This is a genomic window from Rhodococcus aetherivorans (assembly GCF_011058165.1).
GTDB lineage: Bacteria > Actinomycetota > Actinomycetes > Mycobacteriales > Mycobacteriaceae > Rhodococcus > Rhodococcus aetherivorans.
Genome location: NZ_JAALEG010000004.1, coordinates 40,784 through 60,377 on the forward strand (window position 1 = coordinate 40,784; position 19,594 = coordinate 60,377).

General features: G+C 73.2%; 15 protein-coding genes. 8 read left to right on the plus strand and 7 right to left on the minus strand.

Features of this window, described 5'->3' with window-relative positions:
• Positions 1-103: 103 nt before the first annotated feature.
• The 3 genes from G6039_RS02695 to G6039_RS02705 all read right to left on the minus strand — a co-directional run bounded on the left by G6039_RS02695 (position 104) and on the right by G6039_RS02705 (position 3,131).
• The gene (locus G6039_RS02695) at positions 104-1,081 is read right to left on the minus strand and encodes a pseudouridine synthase (RefSeq protein WP_043799180.1); all 978 of its coding nucleotides are present in this window, start codon (positions 1,079-1,081) and stop codon (positions 104-106) included.
• Between the two features lie 301 nt (positions 1,082-1,382).
• Positions 1,383-2,345: a DUF8129 domain-containing protein gene (locus G6039_RS02700; RefSeq protein ID WP_043799183.1), complete on the minus strand. Its 963-nt coding sequence runs from the start codon at positions 2,343-2,345 to the stop codon at positions 1,383-1,385.
• A gap of 156 nt (positions 2,346-2,501) precedes the next feature.
• On the minus strand, positions 2,502-3,131 hold the full coding sequence (locus G6039_RS02705; RefSeq protein WP_029542256.1) for a class I SAM-dependent methyltransferase: 630 nt from the start codon (positions 3,129-3,131) through the stop codon (positions 2,502-2,504).
• A gap of 242 nt (positions 3,132-3,373) precedes the next feature.
• Here G6039_RS02705 and G6039_RS02710 point away from each other — a divergent pair, with 242 nt between their 5' ends.
• The 3 genes from G6039_RS02710 (at position 3,374) to G6039_RS02720 (ending at position 5,724) form a co-directional block, all read left to right on the plus strand.
• A complete protein-coding gene (locus G6039_RS02710; protein ID WP_231385873.1) occupies positions 3,374-3,913 on the plus strand; it encodes a nitroreductase family deazaflavin-dependent oxidoreductase in 540 nt (179 codons plus the stop codon).
• Positions 3,914-4,214: 301 nt separating this feature from the next.
• Complete coding sequence (locus tag G6039_RS02715; RefSeq protein ID WP_037201496.1) at positions 4,215-4,412, plus strand: hypothetical protein; 198 nt, start codon at positions 4,215-4,217, stop codon at positions 4,410-4,412.
• 88 nt (positions 4,413-4,500) lie between these two features.
• Positions 4,501-5,724, plus strand: coding sequence for an EAL domain-containing protein (locus G6039_RS02720; RefSeq protein WP_029542262.1), 1,224 nt, complete (start codon positions 4,501-4,503; stop codon positions 5,722-5,724).
• Here G6039_RS02720 and G6039_RS02725 read toward each other — a convergent pair.
• A complete protein-coding gene (locus tag G6039_RS02725; RefSeq protein ID WP_043799187.1) occupies positions 5,711-7,402 on the minus strand; it encodes an FAD-binding oxidoreductase in 1,692 nt (563 codons plus the stop codon). The genes G6039_RS02720 and G6039_RS02725 overlap by 14 nt on opposite strands.
• Before the next feature lie 25 nt (positions 7,403-7,427).
• Positions 7,428-9,083: an alkaline phosphatase D family protein gene (locus G6039_RS02730; protein WP_043799190.1), complete on the minus strand. Its 1,656-nt coding sequence runs from the start codon at positions 9,081-9,083 to the stop codon at positions 7,428-7,430.
• Positions 9,084-9,303: 220 nt separating this feature from the next.
• Here G6039_RS02730 and G6039_RS02735 point away from each other — a divergent pair, with 220 nt between their 5' ends.
• Positions 9,304-9,504 carry a hypothetical protein gene (locus G6039_RS02735; RefSeq protein ID WP_260502470.1) on the plus strand — a complete coding sequence of 67 codons (201 nt, stop codon included), beginning with the start codon at positions 9,304-9,306 and terminating at the stop codon, positions 9,502-9,504.
• A gap of 62 nt (positions 9,505-9,566) precedes the next feature.
• Here G6039_RS02735 and G6039_RS02740 read toward each other — a convergent pair whose 3' ends face one another.
• Together G6039_RS02740 and G6039_RS02745 are read right to left on the minus strand one after the other, a co-directional pair.
• Entirely contained in the window at positions 9,567-10,049 is a 483-nt protein-coding gene (locus G6039_RS02740; protein ID WP_043799192.1) for an SRPBCC family protein, read from the minus strand.
• Entirely contained in the window at positions 10,046-10,378 is a 333-nt protein-coding gene (locus G6039_RS02745; protein WP_043799194.1) for an ArsR/SmtB family transcription factor, read from the minus strand. Before G6039_RS02745 ends, G6039_RS02740 begins: the two co-directional genes overlap by 4 nt.
• Before the next feature lie 102 nt (positions 10,379-10,480).
• On the opposite strand from G6039_RS02745, the gene G6039_RS02750 reads away from it, so the two are divergent.
• The 4 genes from G6039_RS02750 to recD all read left to right on the plus strand — a co-directional run bounded on the left by G6039_RS02750 (position 10,481) and on the right by recD (position 19,590).
• Complete coding sequence (locus tag G6039_RS02750; protein WP_029542270.1) at positions 10,481-10,978, plus strand: DUF2505 domain-containing protein; 498 nt, start codon at positions 10,481-10,483, stop codon at positions 10,976-10,978.
• A 142-nt stretch (positions 10,979-11,120) separates the two neighbouring features.
• On the plus strand, positions 11,121-14,417 hold the full coding sequence (gene recC, locus G6039_RS02755; protein ID WP_043799197.1) for an exodeoxyribonuclease V subunit gamma: 3,297 nt from the start codon (positions 11,121-11,123) through the stop codon (positions 14,415-14,417).
• On the plus strand, positions 14,414-17,710 hold the full coding sequence (locus tag G6039_RS02760; protein WP_174824788.1) for a UvrD-helicase domain-containing protein: 3,297 nt from the start codon (positions 14,414-14,416) through the stop codon (positions 17,708-17,710). The genes recC and G6039_RS02760 overlap by 4 nt, the downstream gene beginning before the upstream one ends.
• Positions 17,707-19,590 (plus strand): exodeoxyribonuclease V subunit alpha, encoded by a 1,884-nt coding sequence (gene recD, locus G6039_RS02765; protein ID WP_043799202.1) that lies wholly within the window; start codon positions 17,707-17,709, stop codon positions 19,588-19,590. The genes G6039_RS02760 and recD overlap by 4 nt, the downstream gene beginning before the upstream one ends.
• The last annotated feature ends 4 nt before the right edge of the window (positions 19,591-19,594 follow it).

Genomic DNA, 19,594 nt, shown 5'->3' on the forward strand with positions numbered 1-19,594 from the left:
CGCTTCTTCTCGCGTCGCAACTGCTCGAGCCGGGCGACGACCTCGGCCGTCGCGTCCACCGGGTTGCCGAGCGCGACGCCACCCGGCCGCACGCGCGCGGCGCTCAGCGCCCCGACACGGGTGCCTCGCACAGCGTCCGGCGGGTGACGAACCTTCGCGGCGTCCCCGACAGCGGATCGCTGAACTCCAATTCCCGCGCGAGCAATTGGAGTGGGAGGGAATGATCGTCCGGGGCCTCGGGCAGCAGGTCGGGATACCAACGGTCGCCCAGGATCCCGGCGCCGAGCGCTGCCAGATGCACCCGCAACTGGTGCATCCGTCCGGTGTGTGGACGCAGAACCGTGTGCAGCACAGCACGTCCGGAGGCGCTCACGCCGGTCCCACTCACATCGACCACCGTCTCGGCGTTGGGCTCACGGAAGTTGTCGACGACCACCCGTAACTCCCCGCGCCGCGCCTCGATGTGGTTGCGGTAGACGATGGGCAGGGCGCGCCCGGCAAGCGCCGGTGCGTCCGGGTCCCACCCGGGCGGTCGCGCCGACACCGCCTCGTAAACCTTCACGACCCGCCGCTTTTCGAACAGCGACTGGTATGCGCCGCGCGTCGCGGGACGGGCCGAGAACATCACCAGGCCGGCGGTCGCTCGGTCGAGTCGATGGATCGGCGTCAGGTCCGGGTTGTCGAGGCGGGTCCGCAACCGGACGAGCGCGGACTCGCGCAGGTATCGTCCGCCCGGAGTGGTCGGGAGGAAGTGCGGCTTGTCGATCACGACGAGGTCGTCGTCGACATGCAGGATCTCCTCGTGGAACGGCATCGGTTCCTCCACCGGCAGATCGCGGTAGTACCAGACGAACCGATGCGCGCCCAGCGCGGTTCCGCGACCGATCGCACTGCCGTCGGAGCCCACGATCTCGCCGGCGTCGAACCGCCGGTACAGGTCGTCGGCGTCCAGGTGGTCGAACCTCGCGACGACGTACGCGGCGATCGTTGCCCACGGACCGGACGTCGGGACGCGCAGGCGCGTCGGTCCGACCCCGTTCTTGACGGGGAGCGGTGAGGGCATCGGCACGCCCGTCATCATCCCACCGCCTGCCGTCTCGTCCCGCCGCGGGTCGCGACGAGACGTGGGGTGAGGCGGCAGATTCCTCGGTGTGCCGCCGACGTCCGAAACCGGATGCTTCCGGGACAAGGGTGCCCGGGGGTCCTGTGGTTCGTGGTTGATCCCTTCCGGCACCGGGATTCGCAGCCGGTTGCGCGGTGCGTCGAATCATCCACGTACGCAATGGGACCGGGGGAGATTCCCGCCCGCGCGGGACTGCCCGGCTCACAAGTGACCGCCGGGCCCCGCGACGCGGAACCCGGCGATCTCCTGGGGCGTGTGATCAGTGGAGCCCGACGACCTCCTGGGCGATGGCGGCCAGGCGGGTCTGGGCGGCCGACACGACGCCGTGCCGGTTCTTGTGGGCCTCCTCGTACGCGACGATCGCGCGCACGTCGGCCGGTTCGGTCAGTTCCTTGACGGCGGCGACCGCCTGGGAGACGTTGAGGCTGTCGTAGTCGGGGATCGGGAGTTCCTCGGCAGTGAGGATCCCGGTGGCACTGCGGGCCGTGTGGATCGCCCGGGCGGTCCCGTCCGCACCTTCGCGGCGGGTGATCCGTTCGGCGGTCTCGAGCGCGGCGTCCCGGCTGGCCGTCAGGGTCTTCGTGGCGACGTCGCCGGCGTGGGCGCCGCGCGCCAGCAGCGCGCCGAGGGCGGGCCGCGTCGAGCGGGCGGCGTCGATCGCGCGGTCGATACCGCGCGTGGACCACGTCACGGGCAGGTTGACGATGCGGACCGCGGCGCCCGCGGCGGCCTGCAGCGGGGTGCGCCGCAGCGCGGCGGGTCCGCCGAGCGCATCCTCGGCCAGGACGGTGGTCAGCCACTCCACGGTCGCGCTGTGGGCGGTGATCAGCCGGTCGGCCAGGCCGACGACCGCGGGGGCCTGGGCCGCCGTGGCGAGGGCCTTGAGGTAGCGGGCGCGGTCGAGTAGCTGGTGCTCGAGCGCGAGGTCGCCCAGCAGTGCCTCGTCGAACGGCTGGGCCTGTTCGGCCATGGCCTTCACCGCGGCGGCGGCGCGGCCGACGAACGGGCCGATGACGTCGGGCAGTCCGCCCAGCTCGCGGATGGTGCGCTCGATGGCTTCGGCGCGGGCCCGGCCGTTGGCGGCGTTCTCGGTCAGTTCGCGGCGGACCGCGTCGGTGCGGGCCTGGGGAATGCGGGTCTCGGCGACCTGGATCTCGGTGTTGGTCAGGTCGAGCAGTGCTCGCAGCTGTGTGAGCAACGTAGCGGTGTCGGTCTTGGTCATCGTGCGTTCGCTCCTTCGGTCGATGTCATCGATGGGGCTCACCGACGTGACACGATTCGGCTACCCGGCTCCTACCGACGGGTAACACGATGTGAGGGAGGACACATCCAGCGGGATGTGATCGGGGGCCTGCTGGTCCGGCCCCGACGCCGGCGATCAGTCCGCGCGCGACATCACCGCCACCAGGAATTCGGACTCGTCGGTGAACGGGCGCAGATCCCAGGTCGAGAGCTTCAGGTCCACCACGAGACCGTTGGCCGCGGCGTCGGCGAGGAACTGCGGGAACTCGTAGCCCCGGTTGGCCCCGAACCCCACGACCGCCCGGCCGGTGGGCGCGAGATGACGGGCGAATCCCGCCAGTACCGCGCCCCGGGTGGACGGCGCCAGGAACGTCATCACGTTGCCCGCGCAGACGATGACGTCGAAGTCGGCCGCGACCCCGCGGGCCGGCAGATCCAGCTCGGCGAGATCACCGACGAGCCAGGTCGGGCCGGGATGGTCCTCCTCCGCGGCGGCAATCAGCACCGGATCGACATCGACGCCGACCACCACGTGACCGGCATCGTGCAGATAGCCACCGAGCCGGCCCGGTCCGCACCCCGCGTCGAGGACCCGTCCGCCGCGGCCGAGCATCGCGTCGACCAGGCGTGCCTCCCCGACGATGTCCTTGCCCTCCGCCGCCATCGACCGGAAACGCTCCACGTACCACGTGGAATGCGCGGGATCGGCAGCGGTGATCTCCTCCCACTGGCTGGGGGTGCGATCGCTGGGAGTACGTGCACTCATCGTCGGTTCCTCCTCGATTCGACCGCGCGGCACGCCGCGGTCACCTGTGCGGCCCACCTTAGGCACCCGGGGCGTCGGCCCGCCGATGCCCGCCCGCCCGATGCCCGGTCACCGACCTGTCTCGGGCAGGTTGACATTTCCGCGCCCGGGGGCAAATCTCCGGTGGGACGAATCCGACGACGGCGGCCGTGGTGGGAGTCGTGCACCCTGCTCGCCCGATCTCCGGCGCAAAGGAGCGCGATGTGAGTTCCCGCGATGTGAATTCCCCTGCCCAGCCCGACCGTCCGGTTCCGGACGAGGGGCCCGGCGCCGGGAACCGCCCCGGCGCGGCGCGGCCGATCCGCCGGTATCGCAGGGGCCGGGCTCATCGCCTGGAGAACGCCCTGATGAGCGCGCTGGTCCGGGCCGGCGTCGTCCCGCACTCGTACCTGCTGACCACCCGGGGTCGTCGCACCGGCCGGAAGCGCGCCAACCCGGTCACGGTCGTCGAGCATGCGGGCCGACGTTGGCTGGTAGCGCCCTACGGTGTGGTGCCCTGGGTGCTCAACGCGCGCGCTTCCGGCCGCATCGGCCTGACCCGCAGGTTCCGCACCCGTCACTACACGATCCGGGAGGTGTCGGCGCGGGAGGCCGGACCCGTCCTGCAGAAGTACGTGGCCATCGCATCCGCGACCCGGGACTACTTCCAGGCCGACAAGAATGCCTCCCCGGAGGAATTCGCGGCCGAGGCCGACCGCCACCCGGTGTTCGAACTCGCCCCGTGCGGGACGTCCGAGGGCTGAACCGAACCTCTTCCGGCACCGAACCTCTCCGGAACCGAACCTCACCGGAACCGGGGCGCCCCCGGAGAGGCGCCGGATCCGAGGCAGACCCTCCCGGGTCTGTTATTCATTCGTGACCGTTTGTTGCCGTTCGGTGATGTCGGCAGGGGTGGGAATGTCACCGTAGGGGGGCATGCTCGAGCACGTCAGGCTCAGGAGCATCAGCAGCAACGGTCGGGCGACGACTGTGCGGTGCGCACGAGGTTGGGACGTGACCATGGCGACCAGACCGGCATCCCCTACCGTGTCCTCCGAGCGAACCGTGTCCTCCGAGCGAACCGTGTCCTCCGAGCGGGCCGCCCCGCTCGTCGAGAGCCCCGGGGTCGGGTGGATTCTGTTGACGCTCTTCGGCCTCGGTGGGGGACTGGTGGCGGCGTCGATCGCCGGGTCGTTCCTGATCGGGATCTCGGTGGTGCTGCTCGTCGGCGGGCTGGCCGCGGTGCTGGTCGCCGTCGTGTGATCTCCGGTCCCGGCTGGGGAAGGTCGGGACCGGGCCCGTCGCCCGCACCGGCCTTTGCGCAGCGGGTCGCGCATGCGACGCTGGGGTCATGGTGTTCGTCCTCTCCGACCCCACCCGGCACGCGGATCCCGAGGCCGCGGGCCTGCAGGTGACGCCGTCCTACGCGCCGGTGCGCCGGCTGGACTCGGGCGCGCTCGCGGCGGTGGAGGTCCAGTTGCGCGGCCCCGCGGACGGGCCGCTCGCCACCGCGGAGGCCCTGCGGGTCGCGGCGCGGACCATGAGCGAGAAGTGGCACCTCGACCGGCTCAAGTGGTCGGTCGCGCAGTCGAGGCCGGTCCGGAACGTACCCGCGCTGGTGGCGATGGACCTCGAGTCGGTCGAGAGCCTCGACGTTCCCGATTCGGAGGGATTGCGGCGCGACGTCGTGGTGATCACGGAGGAGTCCCTGACGGCCAACCCGTCGCGGACGCTGCGCGCGGTGGCCGATGCCCGCCGCAGCGGCAAGGTCGTCGCGGTCGACGAGGTCGGGTCGCGTCCGCAGTCCCTGGCCCTGTTGCCGCTCGTCGAACCGGACGTGATCATCCTCGCGGCGCGGCTGCTGGCCCATCGTGCGGACACGGACACCGCCCGTACCGCGCACGCCGTGGCCGCCCAGGTCGAGCGGACGGGCGCGCTCGTGATCGCGGACGGCGTCGACTCGGAACTGTGCCGGCGACGGGCCCTGGGGCTCGGGGCCACGTACGGCCTCGGCGCGCTGTACCCCGCCGTCGACACCCCGGAACAACTCGACGAGGAGGGGATCGACCCCTTCCCGCCCGCACCCGTCCGCAGCGTCCGCCCGGAGGAGGCGCGCACCCCGTTCGCGATCGCCTCGGTGGGGCGCCGGCCCGTGCGCAGCCTCAAGCGCCTCCTGGTCGCGATGAGCACGAATCTCGAGAAGCAGGCCGGCGCCGCGGGCCCGGAGACCATCGTGCTCGGCACCTTCCAGTACGCCCGGCACTTCGGTGAGCGCACCCGCGCGCGGTGGCAGTACATGGCGGACCGGATCGCGTACGCCGGGGTGTACGGCGTGGGCCTCGGGCACTACGCGGAGGCGGGCATCCACCACGCGCCGCTCGACCCGGACGACCCGCTCGTCGAGGAGTGGAACGTCGTCGTCCTCGGCCCGCACTTCGCGTGCGTGCTGTCGGCCGTGGACCTGCATCGCGGCACCGCCGACCTCGACCGCGAGTTCGACTACGTCGTCTCGTACGACCGCGACACCGTGGTGCGCTGCGCCCGCTCGATCATGGACCGGTTCACGACGACGTAGGGCCGTCCGGCGCGGATGCCACCGGGCCGATCAGGACCCCCGGGTTCAGGATGCCCGCCGGATCGAGAGCCGACTTGGCCGCCCGCAGGACCGCCGCGAACGGCTCGGGGCGTTGACGGTCGTACCAGGGCCGGTGATCCCGGCCGATCGCGTGGTGATGGGTGATCGTGCCGCCCGCAGCGAGGATCGCCTCCGACACGGCGGCCTTGACGTCGTCCCACTGGGCTACCGTGCTGCCCCACCGGCCCGCGGCGTAGATGCCGAAGTAGGGTGCGGGGCCGTCCGGGTACACGTGGCTGAACCGGCACGCGATCACCCCCGTCGCGCCCGCCCGGCGCAGCGCGTCGTTCGCGGCATCGTGCACCGCCGCCCGCAGAGAATCGAATGTGTCCCACGTGCAGGCGGTTTCGAAGGTCTCGACGATCATCGACCGCGCGGCGAGGGCGTCGCGCAGGTACGGCATGCGCAGGAACGACGACCGCCACCTGCCCGCGGCGTCCGTGTCCCTCTCGTCGCCGGCCGAGCCGGTGCGCCGCGGCGCCTCCGGCGCGGTGCGCCGCGGCGCCTCCGGCGCGGTGCGCCGCGGCGCTTCCGGCAGGGTGCCGCCGTGCCCGCGGCACAGTTCGACGGCGCGGTCCATCCAGGCGTCCACGGGATGATCGGCCGACTCGAAGGCGAGCAGGAGGACACCGCCCCCCGACGGCGTGGCCGCGTTGACGAACGCCTCGACGGGGTCCAGCAACCGGCAGTTGGCGGGCCGGAGACCGGACTGGGCGACGGCGCGGGTCGCCGCCACCGCCGCTCCGTAGTCGGTGAAGTGCACCGACGCGTCCGCCCGCCACCGGGGGCGCGGATGCAGCCGCATCCAGGCCTCGGTGACGACACCGAGGACCCCCTCCGAACCGAGGAACAGGCGATCCGGCGACGGTCCCGCTCCCGAGCCGGGCAGGCGACGCGACTCGCACGTGCCCGCCGGGGTGACGACCCGCATCGACTCCACCAGGTCGTCGATGTGGGTGTATCCGGTCGCGAAGTGGCCTCCCGAACGCGTGGCCAGCCAGCCTCCCAGCGTGGAGAACTCGAACGACTGCGGGAAGTGGCGCAGCGTCAGACCGGACGGGCGCAGTTCGTCTTCGAGCGCGGGACCCAGGGTGCCCGCCCCGATGCGGGCCGCCCGGCTCGTGCGGTCGATCTCCCGAACTCCTTCGAGGGCACCGAGATCCAGGCTCACCGCACCGGAGAAGTCGCCGTCGAGCCGCGGCTCGACACCGCCGACGACGGACGTGCCGCCGCCGAACGGAATCACGGCGACGTGCACCCGGGCACACCAGTCCAGGACGTCCACGATCTCGCCCTCGACGGTCGGCCGCACGACGAGGTCGGGCGGATGGCGCAGGTCGCCGAGCAGGTTCCGGACCACATCCCGGAACGCGCGCCCGTGGGTGTGGGCGGCCCGGTCCGTCGGGTCGGAGGAGCACAGCGCCGCAAGGGAATCCGGTGGAACGATCCGCGGGGGCGGCAGTCCGAGCGACGGCACGTCGGGCGGCGGGTGGTCCGTGAGGTCGGCGCCGGGCAGCAGGGCCGAGGCACGGTCGACCAGGTCCCGCAGCTCGGCGCCGCGCACCGCGTCCTCGACCGTGCCCCAGCCCCACCAGGAACGCGTGCCGGATCCCGTCACCGGACCCGCCTCGCGGTCCGCAGGGTCACGTGGTCTCGTCCGGCGTCGACAGCACGAGGTCGGCGGTGGTGGTGAAGCCGATGGGACCGTGCGGGACCCGGCCGGCCCGTTCCAGCACCAGATGCGCGGCGCGGCCGGCCAGGCGCAGCGTCGCGATCTGATTGCCGAAGAACGGTCCCGTCGCCTTGGTCCACTCGATCGGCACCGGCGGCACCTCCGACACGCGCCCGAGCGCGAAGCGCACGGTCCGTTCCATCGCCCGGCTCCAGGAGATGCGGAACACCGCCCGGACCGCGGCGGGCACGTAGTTGTGCAGCGGCGAGCAGGTCAGCTGGTACACGCGGGTCGGCATCGGATCCGGGAACCGCGCCTGCGCGACGTAGGCGTGGTGCACGTCGCCCGAGAGCACGCAGATCGTCGCGGGGGGACGGCCGGACGGTTCGGTGCAACGGCCCCGGCCGATGTCGGCGAAGAGCCGGGCGAGCCGGTCGAACGAGTCGCGGAACGCCGCCCAGTGCTCGAGATCCGCGCCGCGACGGACGGTCTCCGCCCAGCGGGCGACCCGATTCCCGCGCACCCCGGCGGCGAGCCGCTCGTCCCAGGATTCGAGGTCGTGCAGCGCCCGCGGCAGCAGCCACGGCAGCGACGTCCCGACGAGCAGGTGGTCGTAGTCGCCCTGGGTCTGCCGCTCGATCCAGGAGAACTCCGGGTCCGAGACCATCTCCCGCTGGCCGCCGGACAGGACCCGCCCGCACCGCGAGTCGATCACGAGCAGTCGCACCCTCCCGAGGTCGCGCCGGTAGGACCACTGGGCGCCCTTCGCGCCGTCGGCCTCCTCGTCCGCGGCCGACGCGAACTCGCGCAGCAGCGGCTCGGCGTCCCCGTCTGCCTTCCGGACGCGCTGGTACAGCGCGTTCTCCGCCAGTTGGACGGGGTCGAGGTTGCCGAGGTGCTGGTACACCCAGTACGACGCCAGCCCGCCGACGATGCGTTCCTCCCACCACGAGGTGGCCTCGACCTCGTCGCGCCAGGACTGCGAGGTGTTCCAGTCGTCGTGCACGTCGTGGTCGTCGAAGATCATCGACGTGGGGACGGTGGACAGCAGCCACCGCACGTGCGGATCGGACCACGACTCGGCGTAGAGCCAGGTGTACTCCTCGTAGTTGCGGACCTGCGGGCCGGGAGGCTCGTCGAGGTCGTGGTGTTCGCGGACCCGCGCGAGGGTCTGTTCGGACAGTTCGTCGGCGTAGACCTGGTCGCCGAGGAGCAGCAGCGCGTCGGGCCACCGGTCCGGGGTCCGGGTCATCATGCGCTGCGCGTATGCGTCGAGGGCGTCGGCGCCGAGCTTGTCGTCGTTCTCGGTGGCGGACGTGGTGGCGAACCGGCACGAACCGAAGGCCAGTTCGAGCGGCCCGTCGTCGCTGAGGGTGCGGACGACGGACGCGGGGAAGTCGGGGTGCGGCCAGACCGGATCGCCGTCGAGGCGGACCTCGTACGGAGTGGTCGAGCCGGGCTCGAGGTCCTCGATCACCACCAGTGCGTAGTGGTGGCCGGCCACGGTCCAGGTGCGCTCCCGGTGGCCGAGAATCTCGACGGTGCACGGGTCCGACGTCTCCACCCACACGGTGGCGTCGCTGCGACCGACGTGCCGAAGGACCGGGCCCAGGATGAGCTTCGCCATGGCGCCACCTACCTCGGGGTTCGGATCGGCGATACAGCCATGCGCACGAGCCTACTGGTCCGCGGGGTCTCCGCGGCCCGGCTCGGCCGATTCGTCGGCGGGGGTGGTGCCGGGCGCCGATGCGGAGGATCGTGAGGGGTGCCGGGCGACCGGCGGCCAGGTGCACCGCGAGGGGATCGGAGCGAAACCGTTGAGTACCGAGCACAGGCCCGAGGATCCGCTGGAGAACATCGACGAGGACACGAAGCGCCGCGCGAAGGAACAGGCGGAGGAGATGCAGCGCCGGTACGAGCCGGGGGCCCGGCCGACGGTGACGCTGCCCGGGACCGGGGGGACGGTGTCGGGCACGGCGTTCGCCGACCTCGTCGACACGGGGTCCGACGAGGTCGACGAGGAGGGCGACACCGCCTCCGGGCGCTGAGCCCCGCACCGCGGGGAGGCGCTGAGCCCCGCACCGCGGGGAGGCGCTGAGCCCGACGGCGGTCACATCCGGGCGAGCAGCGCGTCCAGCGCGTCGTAGCTCTGGCCGAGACCCTCGGCCATGCCGGAGTTCAGCATGCCGTCGCGTTCCTCGGGCGTGTGGAACTGCGAGACGGTGACCACGCGGGTGCGGCCGTCGCCGAGGTCCTCGAACGTCGCGGTGTCGATGGCGACGTATGCCGGCATCCCGTCCCATTCGAAGGACTGCACAATGCGGTCCTTGGGCGTGATCTCCCGGAATCGCCCTTCGAACCCGTGGGTTTCGCCGTCGCTGTGCTCGACGAACCGCCAGTGTCCACCCCGTTCGAACTCGTAGCGTTCCACGTCGAGCCGGTTGCCCCGGCCCCACCACTGGGCGAGCAGTTCGGGCTCGGTGTAGGCGGCCCACACGCGGTCGCGGTCGGCGCCGAAGACGCGCTCGACCCGGATCTCGCGCTCGCTGGGCGTCGTAACGGCAAGCGGAGCAGAGGGATTCGTGGTGGTCATGACGTTCCTTTCGTTCGGTCGAGGAACTCCGCGAGGCGGTCCATGCGGCCCTCGATCATCTGCTGGTGGTTGCGGATCCAGTCCGCCTCCCGCTCGAGCGGGTTGGTGCCGAGCCGGCAGTAGCGCACCCGGCCCTTCTTCTCGGTGACGACGAGACCTGCCTCCTCGAGTAGCCGGACGTGTTTGGTGATCCCGGTCGGCGTCATCCGGTACCGGGCGGCCAGGTCGCTGATCGAGGCCGGTCCGGCACGCAGGTCCTGGAGGATCCCGCGCCGGGTGGGGTCCGACAACGCCGCGAACGTGGCATCGAGACTCGAATACTGAACCATTAGGTTCAGTGTTGCATCGGGGCGGAGCCCTGTCAACGGCGCCGGGAGCGATGGGGCCCTCCCCATTTCCGGCTGCCTCTCGCCTCCGACTACTGTGCAGCCATGGCCAAGGATTTCGTTTTCGTCACCGAACTCGAGCACAGCGTGCACGACGTCCATGCAGCGCTGGTCGACGAGCGCTTCTGGCGCGGACGCGAGGAAGGTCGTGATACCTCTTCGACCGCCGTCGAACAGCCCGCGGGTCCCGGCACCGTGCGGGTGAAGGTGACCGACCAGGCGGACTCGTCCCATCTCCCCGCGGTCGTGCGTGGGATCCTGCGCGGACCCCTGGTGATGGAACGCCAGGACGAATGGGGACCCCTTGTGGACGAGCAGGCCGAGGGTGCGCTCGTCGGAGGTGCCGCCGGACTGCCGATCGCGATCGAGGGCCGCTCGGTGCTGCGCGCGAGCGAGTCCGGGGGCGCGATCATCGACCTTCAGGGGCAGGTTGCCGTCAAGATCCCCCTGCTCGGTGGTCAGATCGAGGGTCTGGTCCACCAGATGGTCACCCAAATCGTCGAGAACGATCGGACTGCTCTCGACTCCTGGCTGAAGGGCTGATTCGCGGAGGGTGGTCGGGCGCCGAATCGGAGCCCGACCACCCTCGACCAGCCGTAAGCGATAGTGTCCGCATCGGCTCCCCGACGTGTCGGGCGATCGTGATAGGACGAGATCCATGTCCGTCGACGGCAGGAGAAGGGGCGTGCTGACGCTGCACCGCGCCGAGCGCGCCGACACCCTGGCGGCCGCCCTCGCCGACCTGCTCGCCGTGCCCCTCGCCGACCCGTTCGCCCGCGAGCTCGTCGCCGTCCCCGCCAAGGGGGTCGAGCGGTGGCTGACCCAGCGGCTGTCGACGGTGCTCGGGGGCACCTGCGGCGACGGCGTCGCCGCCAACATCGACCACCCGTCGCCGGCACGGTTGGTGGACGAGGCACTGGCCGCCGCCACCGGCCGGGCGGCGGAGGACGACCCGTGGCATCCCGACCGGATGCTGTGGACGCTGCTCGACGTCGTCGACGACTGCCTCGACGAATCGTGGTGCACCGTCCTCGCCCGGCATCTCGGCCGCGACGGCGTCGATCACCGCGCCGGCCGTCGCTACGCCACCGCCGCCCACCTTGCCGGCCTGTTCCGCAGCTACTCCACGCAGCGCCCGGAGATGCTCGTCGACTGGGCCGCCGGACGCGACACGGACGGCACCGGCCACGGCCTCGCCGACCACCTCAGGTGGCAGGCACGGCTGTGGCGGCGGCTGCGCGAGCGCATCGGCGACGACAGTCCCGCCGAGCGGCTCACCGCCGCCTGCGCGCGGTTGCGCGCCGAGCCCGCGCTCGTGGACTGGCCGTCGCGGCTGTCGCTGTTCGGACCCACCCGGCTCACCGTCGCCCAGTGCGCCGTGCTGTCCGCGATCGCCGCGAACCGCGATGTGCACCTGTGGATTCCGCACCCCAGCCCGGCCATGTGGGAGGGGCAGGCGGCCGCGGAGCCGGTGCGCCGGCGCGCCGACGACCGCAGCGCCCTCGCGGTGCAGCACCCCCTCCTGGCGAGCCTGGCCCGTGACGTGCGCGAACTGCGCGCGCACCTGGCCGGCCCCGGAGTCGCCGACGTGCACCACGCCGGCCGGCCCGGCCCCGACACCCTCCTCGGCCGGCTGCAGGACGACCTCCGCGCCGACCGGCCCCCGGCCCGCTCCGCGGTCGCCGACGGCACGATCCGCATCCACGCCTGTCACGGCCCGGCCCGGCAGGTCGAGGTGCTGCGCGAGTGCCTGCTGCACCTGTTCGCGGACGATCCGGGTCTCGAACCGCGCGACGTGGTCGTCATGTGCCCGGACGTGGAGACCTACGCGCCGCTCGTGCAGGCCGCCTTCGGTCAGGGCGCCCTCGCCCAGCGCGACGCTTCCGGACACCCCGGGCACCGGTTGCGGGTGCGTCTGGCCGATCGGGGCCTGCGCCGCACCAACCCGGTGCTGGCGGTCGTGTCGACGCTCGTGGACCTCGCCGACGCGCGGGTGACCGCCAGCGAGGTCCTCGACCTCGCCGCCGCCGCGCCGGTGCGCCGGCGGTTCGGCCTCGTCGACGACGACCTCGAACGGCTGCAGGAGTGGACCGCCGCCGCCGGCGCCCGATGGGGCATCGGCAAGGGACAGCGAAACGCCTTCGGGCTCGGGGACTTCCCGCAGAACACCTTCGGCACGGCACTGGACCGGATCCTGCTCGGTGCGGCCGCCGACGAGTCGCAGAGCGAGTGGCTCGGGCTCACCCTCCCGCTCGACGACGTCGAGAGCAACGACATCGACCTGACCGGACGGTTCGCCGAGTACATCGACCGGCTGACGGTGGCGCTGCACGGCCTGCGCGGTCCGCAACCGGCCGCGCAGTGGGCCGCCGCCCTCGCCCGCGCACTGGACCTGCTGACCGACGTCGAGCCCGCCGACGCCTGGCAGCTCGCCCAGGCGCACCGCGAACTCGCGGCCGCCGTCGAGCACGCCGGGCCGGCGCCGCTGCGGCTCGCCGACGTGCGGGCCATGCTGGCGGCCCGGCTCGCGGGGCGGCCGACGCGCGCGAACTTCCGCACCGGTGAACTGACCGTGTGCACGATGGTGCCGATGCGGTCGGTGCCGCACCGGGTCGTGGTCCTGCTCGGCCTCGACGACGAGGTCTTCCCCCGCGCCGCGCACATCGACGGTGACGACGTGCTGGCATTGAACCCCTGTCTGGGAGAACGTGATCCGCGCAGCGAGGACCGGCAGTTGCTGCTCGACGCCGTCATGTCGGCGGGGGAGACGCTACTGCTGTTCTACACCGGTGCGGACCCGGTCACCGGCGCCCGCCGGCCCCCGGCGATCCCGCTCAGCGAGCTGCGCGACGTGGTCGAGACGATGGTCGGACCCGAGGGCATGGCCGAGGTCGTCACCCGGCATCCGCTGCAGCCGTTCGATCCGCGCAACTTCCGGCCCGGCCGCCCGCTGAGCTTCGACCGGGCCGCACTCGCCGGGGCGCGCGCCGCGCAGCATCCGGCGAGGCACCGGCCCGGGCTGCTGCACCGTCCGCTCGCGCCCGTCGCGCGCACCGACGTCGACCTCGCCGACCTCGTCGCGTTCGTCACCCACCCCACCCAGGCGTTCCTGCGGCAGCGGCTCGGGGTGCGGGTGCCCGACCGGGACGAGGACATCGCGGACGCCCTCGACATCGGGCTCGACCCGCTCGCCCGGTGGGACCTCGGCGACCGCATGCTCGAGGCGCTGCTCGCCGGCACGGACCCCGCGGACTTCCGGGCCGCCGAATGGCGGCGCGGGACACTGCCGCCGTACCGGCTCGGCGAGCTCGCGCTCGACGACGTCGCCGGCACCGTGGACGCCCTGGTGGCGGTGTGCCGGCCGATCTACACGGGACCGGCCGACACCGTCGACGTGAACGTCGACCTCGGCGACGGCCGGCGGCTGACCGGCACGGTCGGCGGGGTCCACGGCACCGTCGTCGCCCGCAGCACCTTCTCCCGGCTGGCGCCGAAGCACCGCCTCACCGCCTGGGTGCACCTGCTCGCCGTCGCCGCGTCGGACCGGCCGGGGCAGTGGCAGGCGATCACCACCGGCCGCGGCCGGTTCCGCAGCACCCCGGCCTGGCGGTCCACGATCAACGCCCCCGCCGACGCGCTCGAGCAGCTCGCCCGGCTCGTGGACCTGCGCGACCGCGGGCTGCACGAGCCGCTGCCGACGGCCACCGCCGCCGCCGCCGAGTACGCCGAGCGGCGACACCGCGGCGACTCCGTCGAGATGGGCGTCGACGCCGCCGCCCAGGAGTTCGGCTCCACCTACGGCGAACGCACCGACCGGCACATCGCCTACCTGTACGGCTCCGGCGTGACGCTGCGGGACCTGACCGCCGTCGCCGCCCGCGACGACGAGCAGGCGTGGCACGGCGAGCCCACCCGGTTCGGCGCCCTCGCGCGGCGCCTGTGGGAGCCGTTGCTGTCCAACGAGATCCAGGGGCGTCCGTGACCCGAACCGTGTCGAAGTTCGACCTGCTCGGGGCGCTCCCGACGGGCACCACCGTGCTCGAGGCCAGCGCGGGAACCGGCAAGACCTACGCCATCGTCGGCCTGGCCACCCGGTTCGTCGCCGAGGGGGCGGCGGAGCTGTCGCAGCTGCTGCTGGTGACGTTCAGCCGCGCCGCGACGCAGGAACTGCGCGAACGCACCCGGGACCGGTTCGCCGGCGTCGCGCGGGCGCTGGCCGACCCGGAGGCCGCGCGGCACCACCCCGACGAGCTGATCCGGCACCTCGCCGGCGGCGACGTGGCCACGCACCGGCGCCGGCTGCTGCGGGCCCTGTCCGACTTCGACGCCGCCACCATCGCCACCACGCACGGATTCTGCCAGCGCATGCTCGACGAGCTCGGTACCGCCGGCGAGCGGGACACCGACGCGGTGCTCGTCGAGGACGTCGACGAGCTGACCATCGAGGTCATCGCGGACCTGTACCTGCGCCGGTACGGGCGGGCGGACAGGGCACCGATCTCGCATGCCGAGGCCGCGGAGGCCGCGCGCGCCGCGGTCTTCGACCCCCAGGCCGCCCTCGCCCCCGAGGGCGCCGACGGCACGCCCGCCGGGGAACGCGTCGAGTTCGCCCGGGCCGTGCGGGCCGAGGTCGACCGGCGCAAGCGCCTCGCGGGCCTGCGGGACTACGACGACCAGCTCGCGCTGTTGCACGCGGTGCTGACCGACCCGGAGCACGGCGAGGTCGCGTGCCGCCGCATCGGCTCCCGCTTCCGCGTCGTGCTCGTCGACGAGTTCCAGGACACCGACCCGCTGCAGTGGGAGATCCTGCGCAGCGCGTTCCACCGCCGCACGACCCTCGTCCTCGTCGGCGACCCGAAGCAGGCCATCTACGCGTTCCGCGGCGCCGAGGTGCTGAGCTACCTCGGCGCGATGGAGTTCGCCGACGGCCACCAGGAACTCGTCTGCAACTGGCGCAGCGACGGGAACCTGCTCGCCGCCCTCGACCATCTGTACGGCGGTGCGGCCCTGGGTGATCCGCGGATCGTCGCGCACCCGGTGGAGGCGGCGCAGCCGGCGTCCCGGATCGCCGGGGCAGCGCCGCTGCGGCTGCGGCACCTGCCGCGGACCGGGGCCGGCCCGTGCGGCGCCTCCGGTTTCCCGAAGGCCCAGGCGCTGCAGGAACGGGTGGCACGCGATGTCGCGGCCGACGTCGCGGCCCTGCTCGGTGGCGACGTCACCGTCGACCTCGGGGCCGGCCGCCGGCCCGTCGAACCCGGCGACGTCGCGGTCCTGGTGCGCACCAATGCGCAGGTCGCCCTCGTCCACGGGGCGCTCACCGGTGCCGGGATCCCGGCCGTGCTGGCCGGCGGGACGAGTGTCTTCGCGACCCCGGCCGCGCGGGAATGGCTGCGGGTGCTGCAGGCGCTCGAACAGCCGCACCGCCCCGACCGGGTGCGGTTGGCCGCTCTGACCTCGCTGATGGGCCGCACCGCCGAGGACGTCGATACCCGGGGCGACGAACTCGTCGCCGCGATCGGCACCCTGCTGCGCGAACTGGACGTCGTGTTCGAGCGGTCCGGCTTCGCCGCGCTCTTCGAGCGCCTCGCCGCGTTCTGCGACCTCGAACCGCGGCTGCTGGGATGGCCGGGCGGCGAGCGGGAACTGACCGATCTGCGGCACCTCGCGCAACTGCTCGACGAGACCGCGTCGGCCGAGGCGCTGGGTGTCACGGCGCTGACCCGCTGGCTGACGGAACGGATCGCCGAGGCGGGCACGGCCCGCGCCGACCGCAGCCGCCGCCTCGACAGCGACGCCGCCGCGGTGCAGGTGCTCACCGTCCACGCCAGCAAGGGCCTCGAATTCCCCGTCGTGTACGTGCCGTTCGCGTGGGAGTCGGGCGTCCGGTCGAAACCCGACCGGCTCCTGCTCCACGACGACGACGGCCGCCGCGTCCTCGACGTCGGCGGCGAGGGCAGCGCGGGCTACGGCGAGCGCCGCCGGCGCCACGACGAGGAGGTGGCCGGCGAGGAACTGCGCCTGCTCTACGTCGCGCTGACCCGCGCCCGCTGTCACCTGGTGCTGTGGTGGGCTCCGGGGTACAGCACCTCCGGTGCCCCGCTGCACCGCATGCTCTTCGGCCGCGTGCCGGGCACCTCCGAGATCGCCCACAAGGCGCGCGTGCCCGAGGACCCGATCGTGGCGCAGCAGCTGACCGGGTGGGCCGGCCGGGCCGCAGGCACGGCGTCCGTCGAGGCCGTCGGATCGGCGCCGATCCCCGCCGTCACGTGGGTGCGGCCGCACGAGACCGTCGTGGAACTCGAGGCCGCCCGCTTCGACCGCGAGCTCGACGACGCCTGGCGGCGCACCTCCTACACCGCCCTCACCGCCGCTGCCCACGAGGGGCCCGGCGCGGGCGCCGAGGCCGAACAGCCCGCGAAGACCGACGAACCCGAGGAACCCCCGCTGCTGCCGGCCGACGCGGCGGACGACGGCATCGCGTCCCCGATGAACCCGCTGCCCGGCGGGGCCGTGTTCGGCACCCTCGTGCACGCGGTGCTCGAGGTCGTCGACACCGCGGCCGCCGACCTCGGGGCGGAACTGCTGCGCTGTTGCCGCGACACCGTCGCCGAACAATTCTCCGACGTCGACCCCGAGGAGCTGGCCGAGGCCCTGCTGCCGGTCCTGCGCACCCCGCTCGCCGGGGGCGCGGGCACGCTCGCCGACATCGCTCCCGCCGACCGGCTCGCCGAACTCGACTTCGAGCTGCCCCTCGCCGGGGGTGACGACCCCGTCGCCACCACCGTCACCCTCGACGGTGTCGCCCGGCTGCTGCGTGCCCACCTGCCCGCCGGCGACCCGTTCGCGTCCTACGCCGATCTCGTGGGCATCCTCGAGCCGACCCCGCTGCGCGGCTACCTCACCGGCAGCATCGATTCGGTCCTGCGGATCCACGGCACCGAGCCGCGATTCGTGATCGTCGACTACAAGACGAACCGGCTCGGGCCGGAGGAGCTCACCACCGCCCACTACACCCGGGACCGGATGGCCGAGGAGATGCTGCGCGCCCACTACCCGATGCAGGCGCTGCTGTATGCCGTTGCCCTGCACCGGTATCTGCGGTGGCGGCTGCCCGGGTACGACCCGGCCGTGCACCTCGGCGGCGTGCAGTACCTGTTCGTGCGCGGCATGGTCGGCCCGGACACCCCCGCGGGCTGCGGCGTGTTCGACTGGGCGCCGCCGCCCGCCCTCGTCGCCGAACTGTCCGACCTGCTGGCAGGCAAGGAGGTCCCGTGACGAACGCCCAGGTGGCCCAGCGTGGCAAGGGGGCCCTGCGGGTCTTCAACGAGGCCGGGGTGCTCGCGGCCGCCGACGTGCACGTCGCGCTGCGGCTGGCCCAGCTGTCCGGGGAGACCGCCGAGGACGTGCACCTCGCGACCGCGTTGGCCGTGCGCGCCGTGCGTGCCGGTTCGGTGTGCCTGGACCTGACCCGGTTGCGGGAGGTCACCGTCGACGAGGCCGCAGAGGTGGATCTCGCGGCGCTGCCGTGGCCGGACGACGACGCCGTCGTCGCCGGGTTGCGCCGCAGTCCGCTCGTCGTCGGCGGCGACCGCGGCCCGCTGCGCCCGCTGCGCCTGGTGGACACCGCCGACGGTCCGCTGCTGTACCTCGAGCGCTACTTCCGTCAGGAGGAGACGGTCCGGCAGATCCTCGACGCCCGCGGGCTCGGTCATCCCGTCGTCGACGAGCAGACGCTCGAGCGGGGGCTGCGGGAGCTGTTCCGGGACCAGCACGACCCCGGCCGCCCGTCCGCCGCACCGGATCGGCAGCGCATCGCCGCGGCGCTGGCCGCCACCGGGTGGACCACGGTCATCGCCGGCGGGCCGGGCACCGGCAAGACCCACACCGTCGCCCGGATCCTGGCGCTCCTGACCACGCTGCACGGCCCCGCCCTGCGCATCGGATTGGCCGCGCCCACCGGCAAGGCCGCGGCCCGGCTGCAGGAATCCGTCCGCGAGCAGGCCGAGCCGCTGGGCCTGCGCGCCGACCTGTCCGCGATGACCCTGCACCGCATGCTCGGCTGGCAGCGCGGCCGCACCCGGTATCGCTACCACGCCGGCAACCACCTGCCCTACGACGTCGTGGTCGTCGACGAGACGTCGATGGTGTCGCTGACCATGATGTGCCGGCTGCTCGAGGCCGTCCGCCCCGGCACCCGCCTGATCCTGGTGGGCGACCCCGACCAGCTGACCTCCGTCGACGCCGGCGCCGTCCTGGCCGACCTCGTCGCCCGTCCCGTCACCGCCGCGGGAAACCCCGTTCTCGGCCGCGTCGTCGGACCCGACCTCGACGCCGGCGACGACCCCGCCGAGGCGGCGCTCTCGCCGGGGGAACGGAACCGGCTGCGCGGCGGCGTGATCCGGCTCAGCCGCGGCCGGCGGTTCGGTGGAGACATCGCACACCTGGCCGTCGCCGTGCGGGAGGGCGACGCCGACGCGGTGATGCGGATTCTCGGGGGCGGTGGCACCGAGGTGTCCTTCCACGCCCCGAACGACCTGGAGGCCCTGCGGCACGACGTCGTCACCACCGCCGCGACCGTCACCGCCGCCGCCGTCGCGGGCGACGCCGGGACTGCGCTCGAGCAGTTCGAGACGCACCGCCTGCTGTGCGCGCACCGCGAGGGACCGTACGGGGTGCAGTGGTGGGCGCGGCGGGCGATGGAGTGGATCGCCACCGACACCGGCCGGCGGCTCGACGCCGAGCGCTGGTACCCGGGTCAGCCGCTGCTCGTCACCGCCAACGACCACGAGACCCGCATCTACAACGGCGACACCGGCGTCGTGGTCGTCGACGCCGCCGGCGAACCCGTCGCGGCATTCGCGCGCGGCAGGGAGCCGTTCCGGCTCCACCCGAGCCAGCTGTCGACCGTGCAGACCGTGTACGCGATGACGATCCACCGCAGCCAGGGCAGCCAGTACGGCACGGTCTCGGTGATCCTGCCCCCGCCCGAATCCTCGCTGCTGACCCGCGAATTGCTGTACACCGCGATCACCCGGGCGCGCGGTCACGTGCGCCTGATCGGCACCGAGGAAGCCGTCCGCGCCGGGGTCGAGCGGCGGGTGCTGCGAGCCAGCGGCCTGCGCCGGCAGCTGCCGGGCCCTCGGGCCGTCCAGTGATACC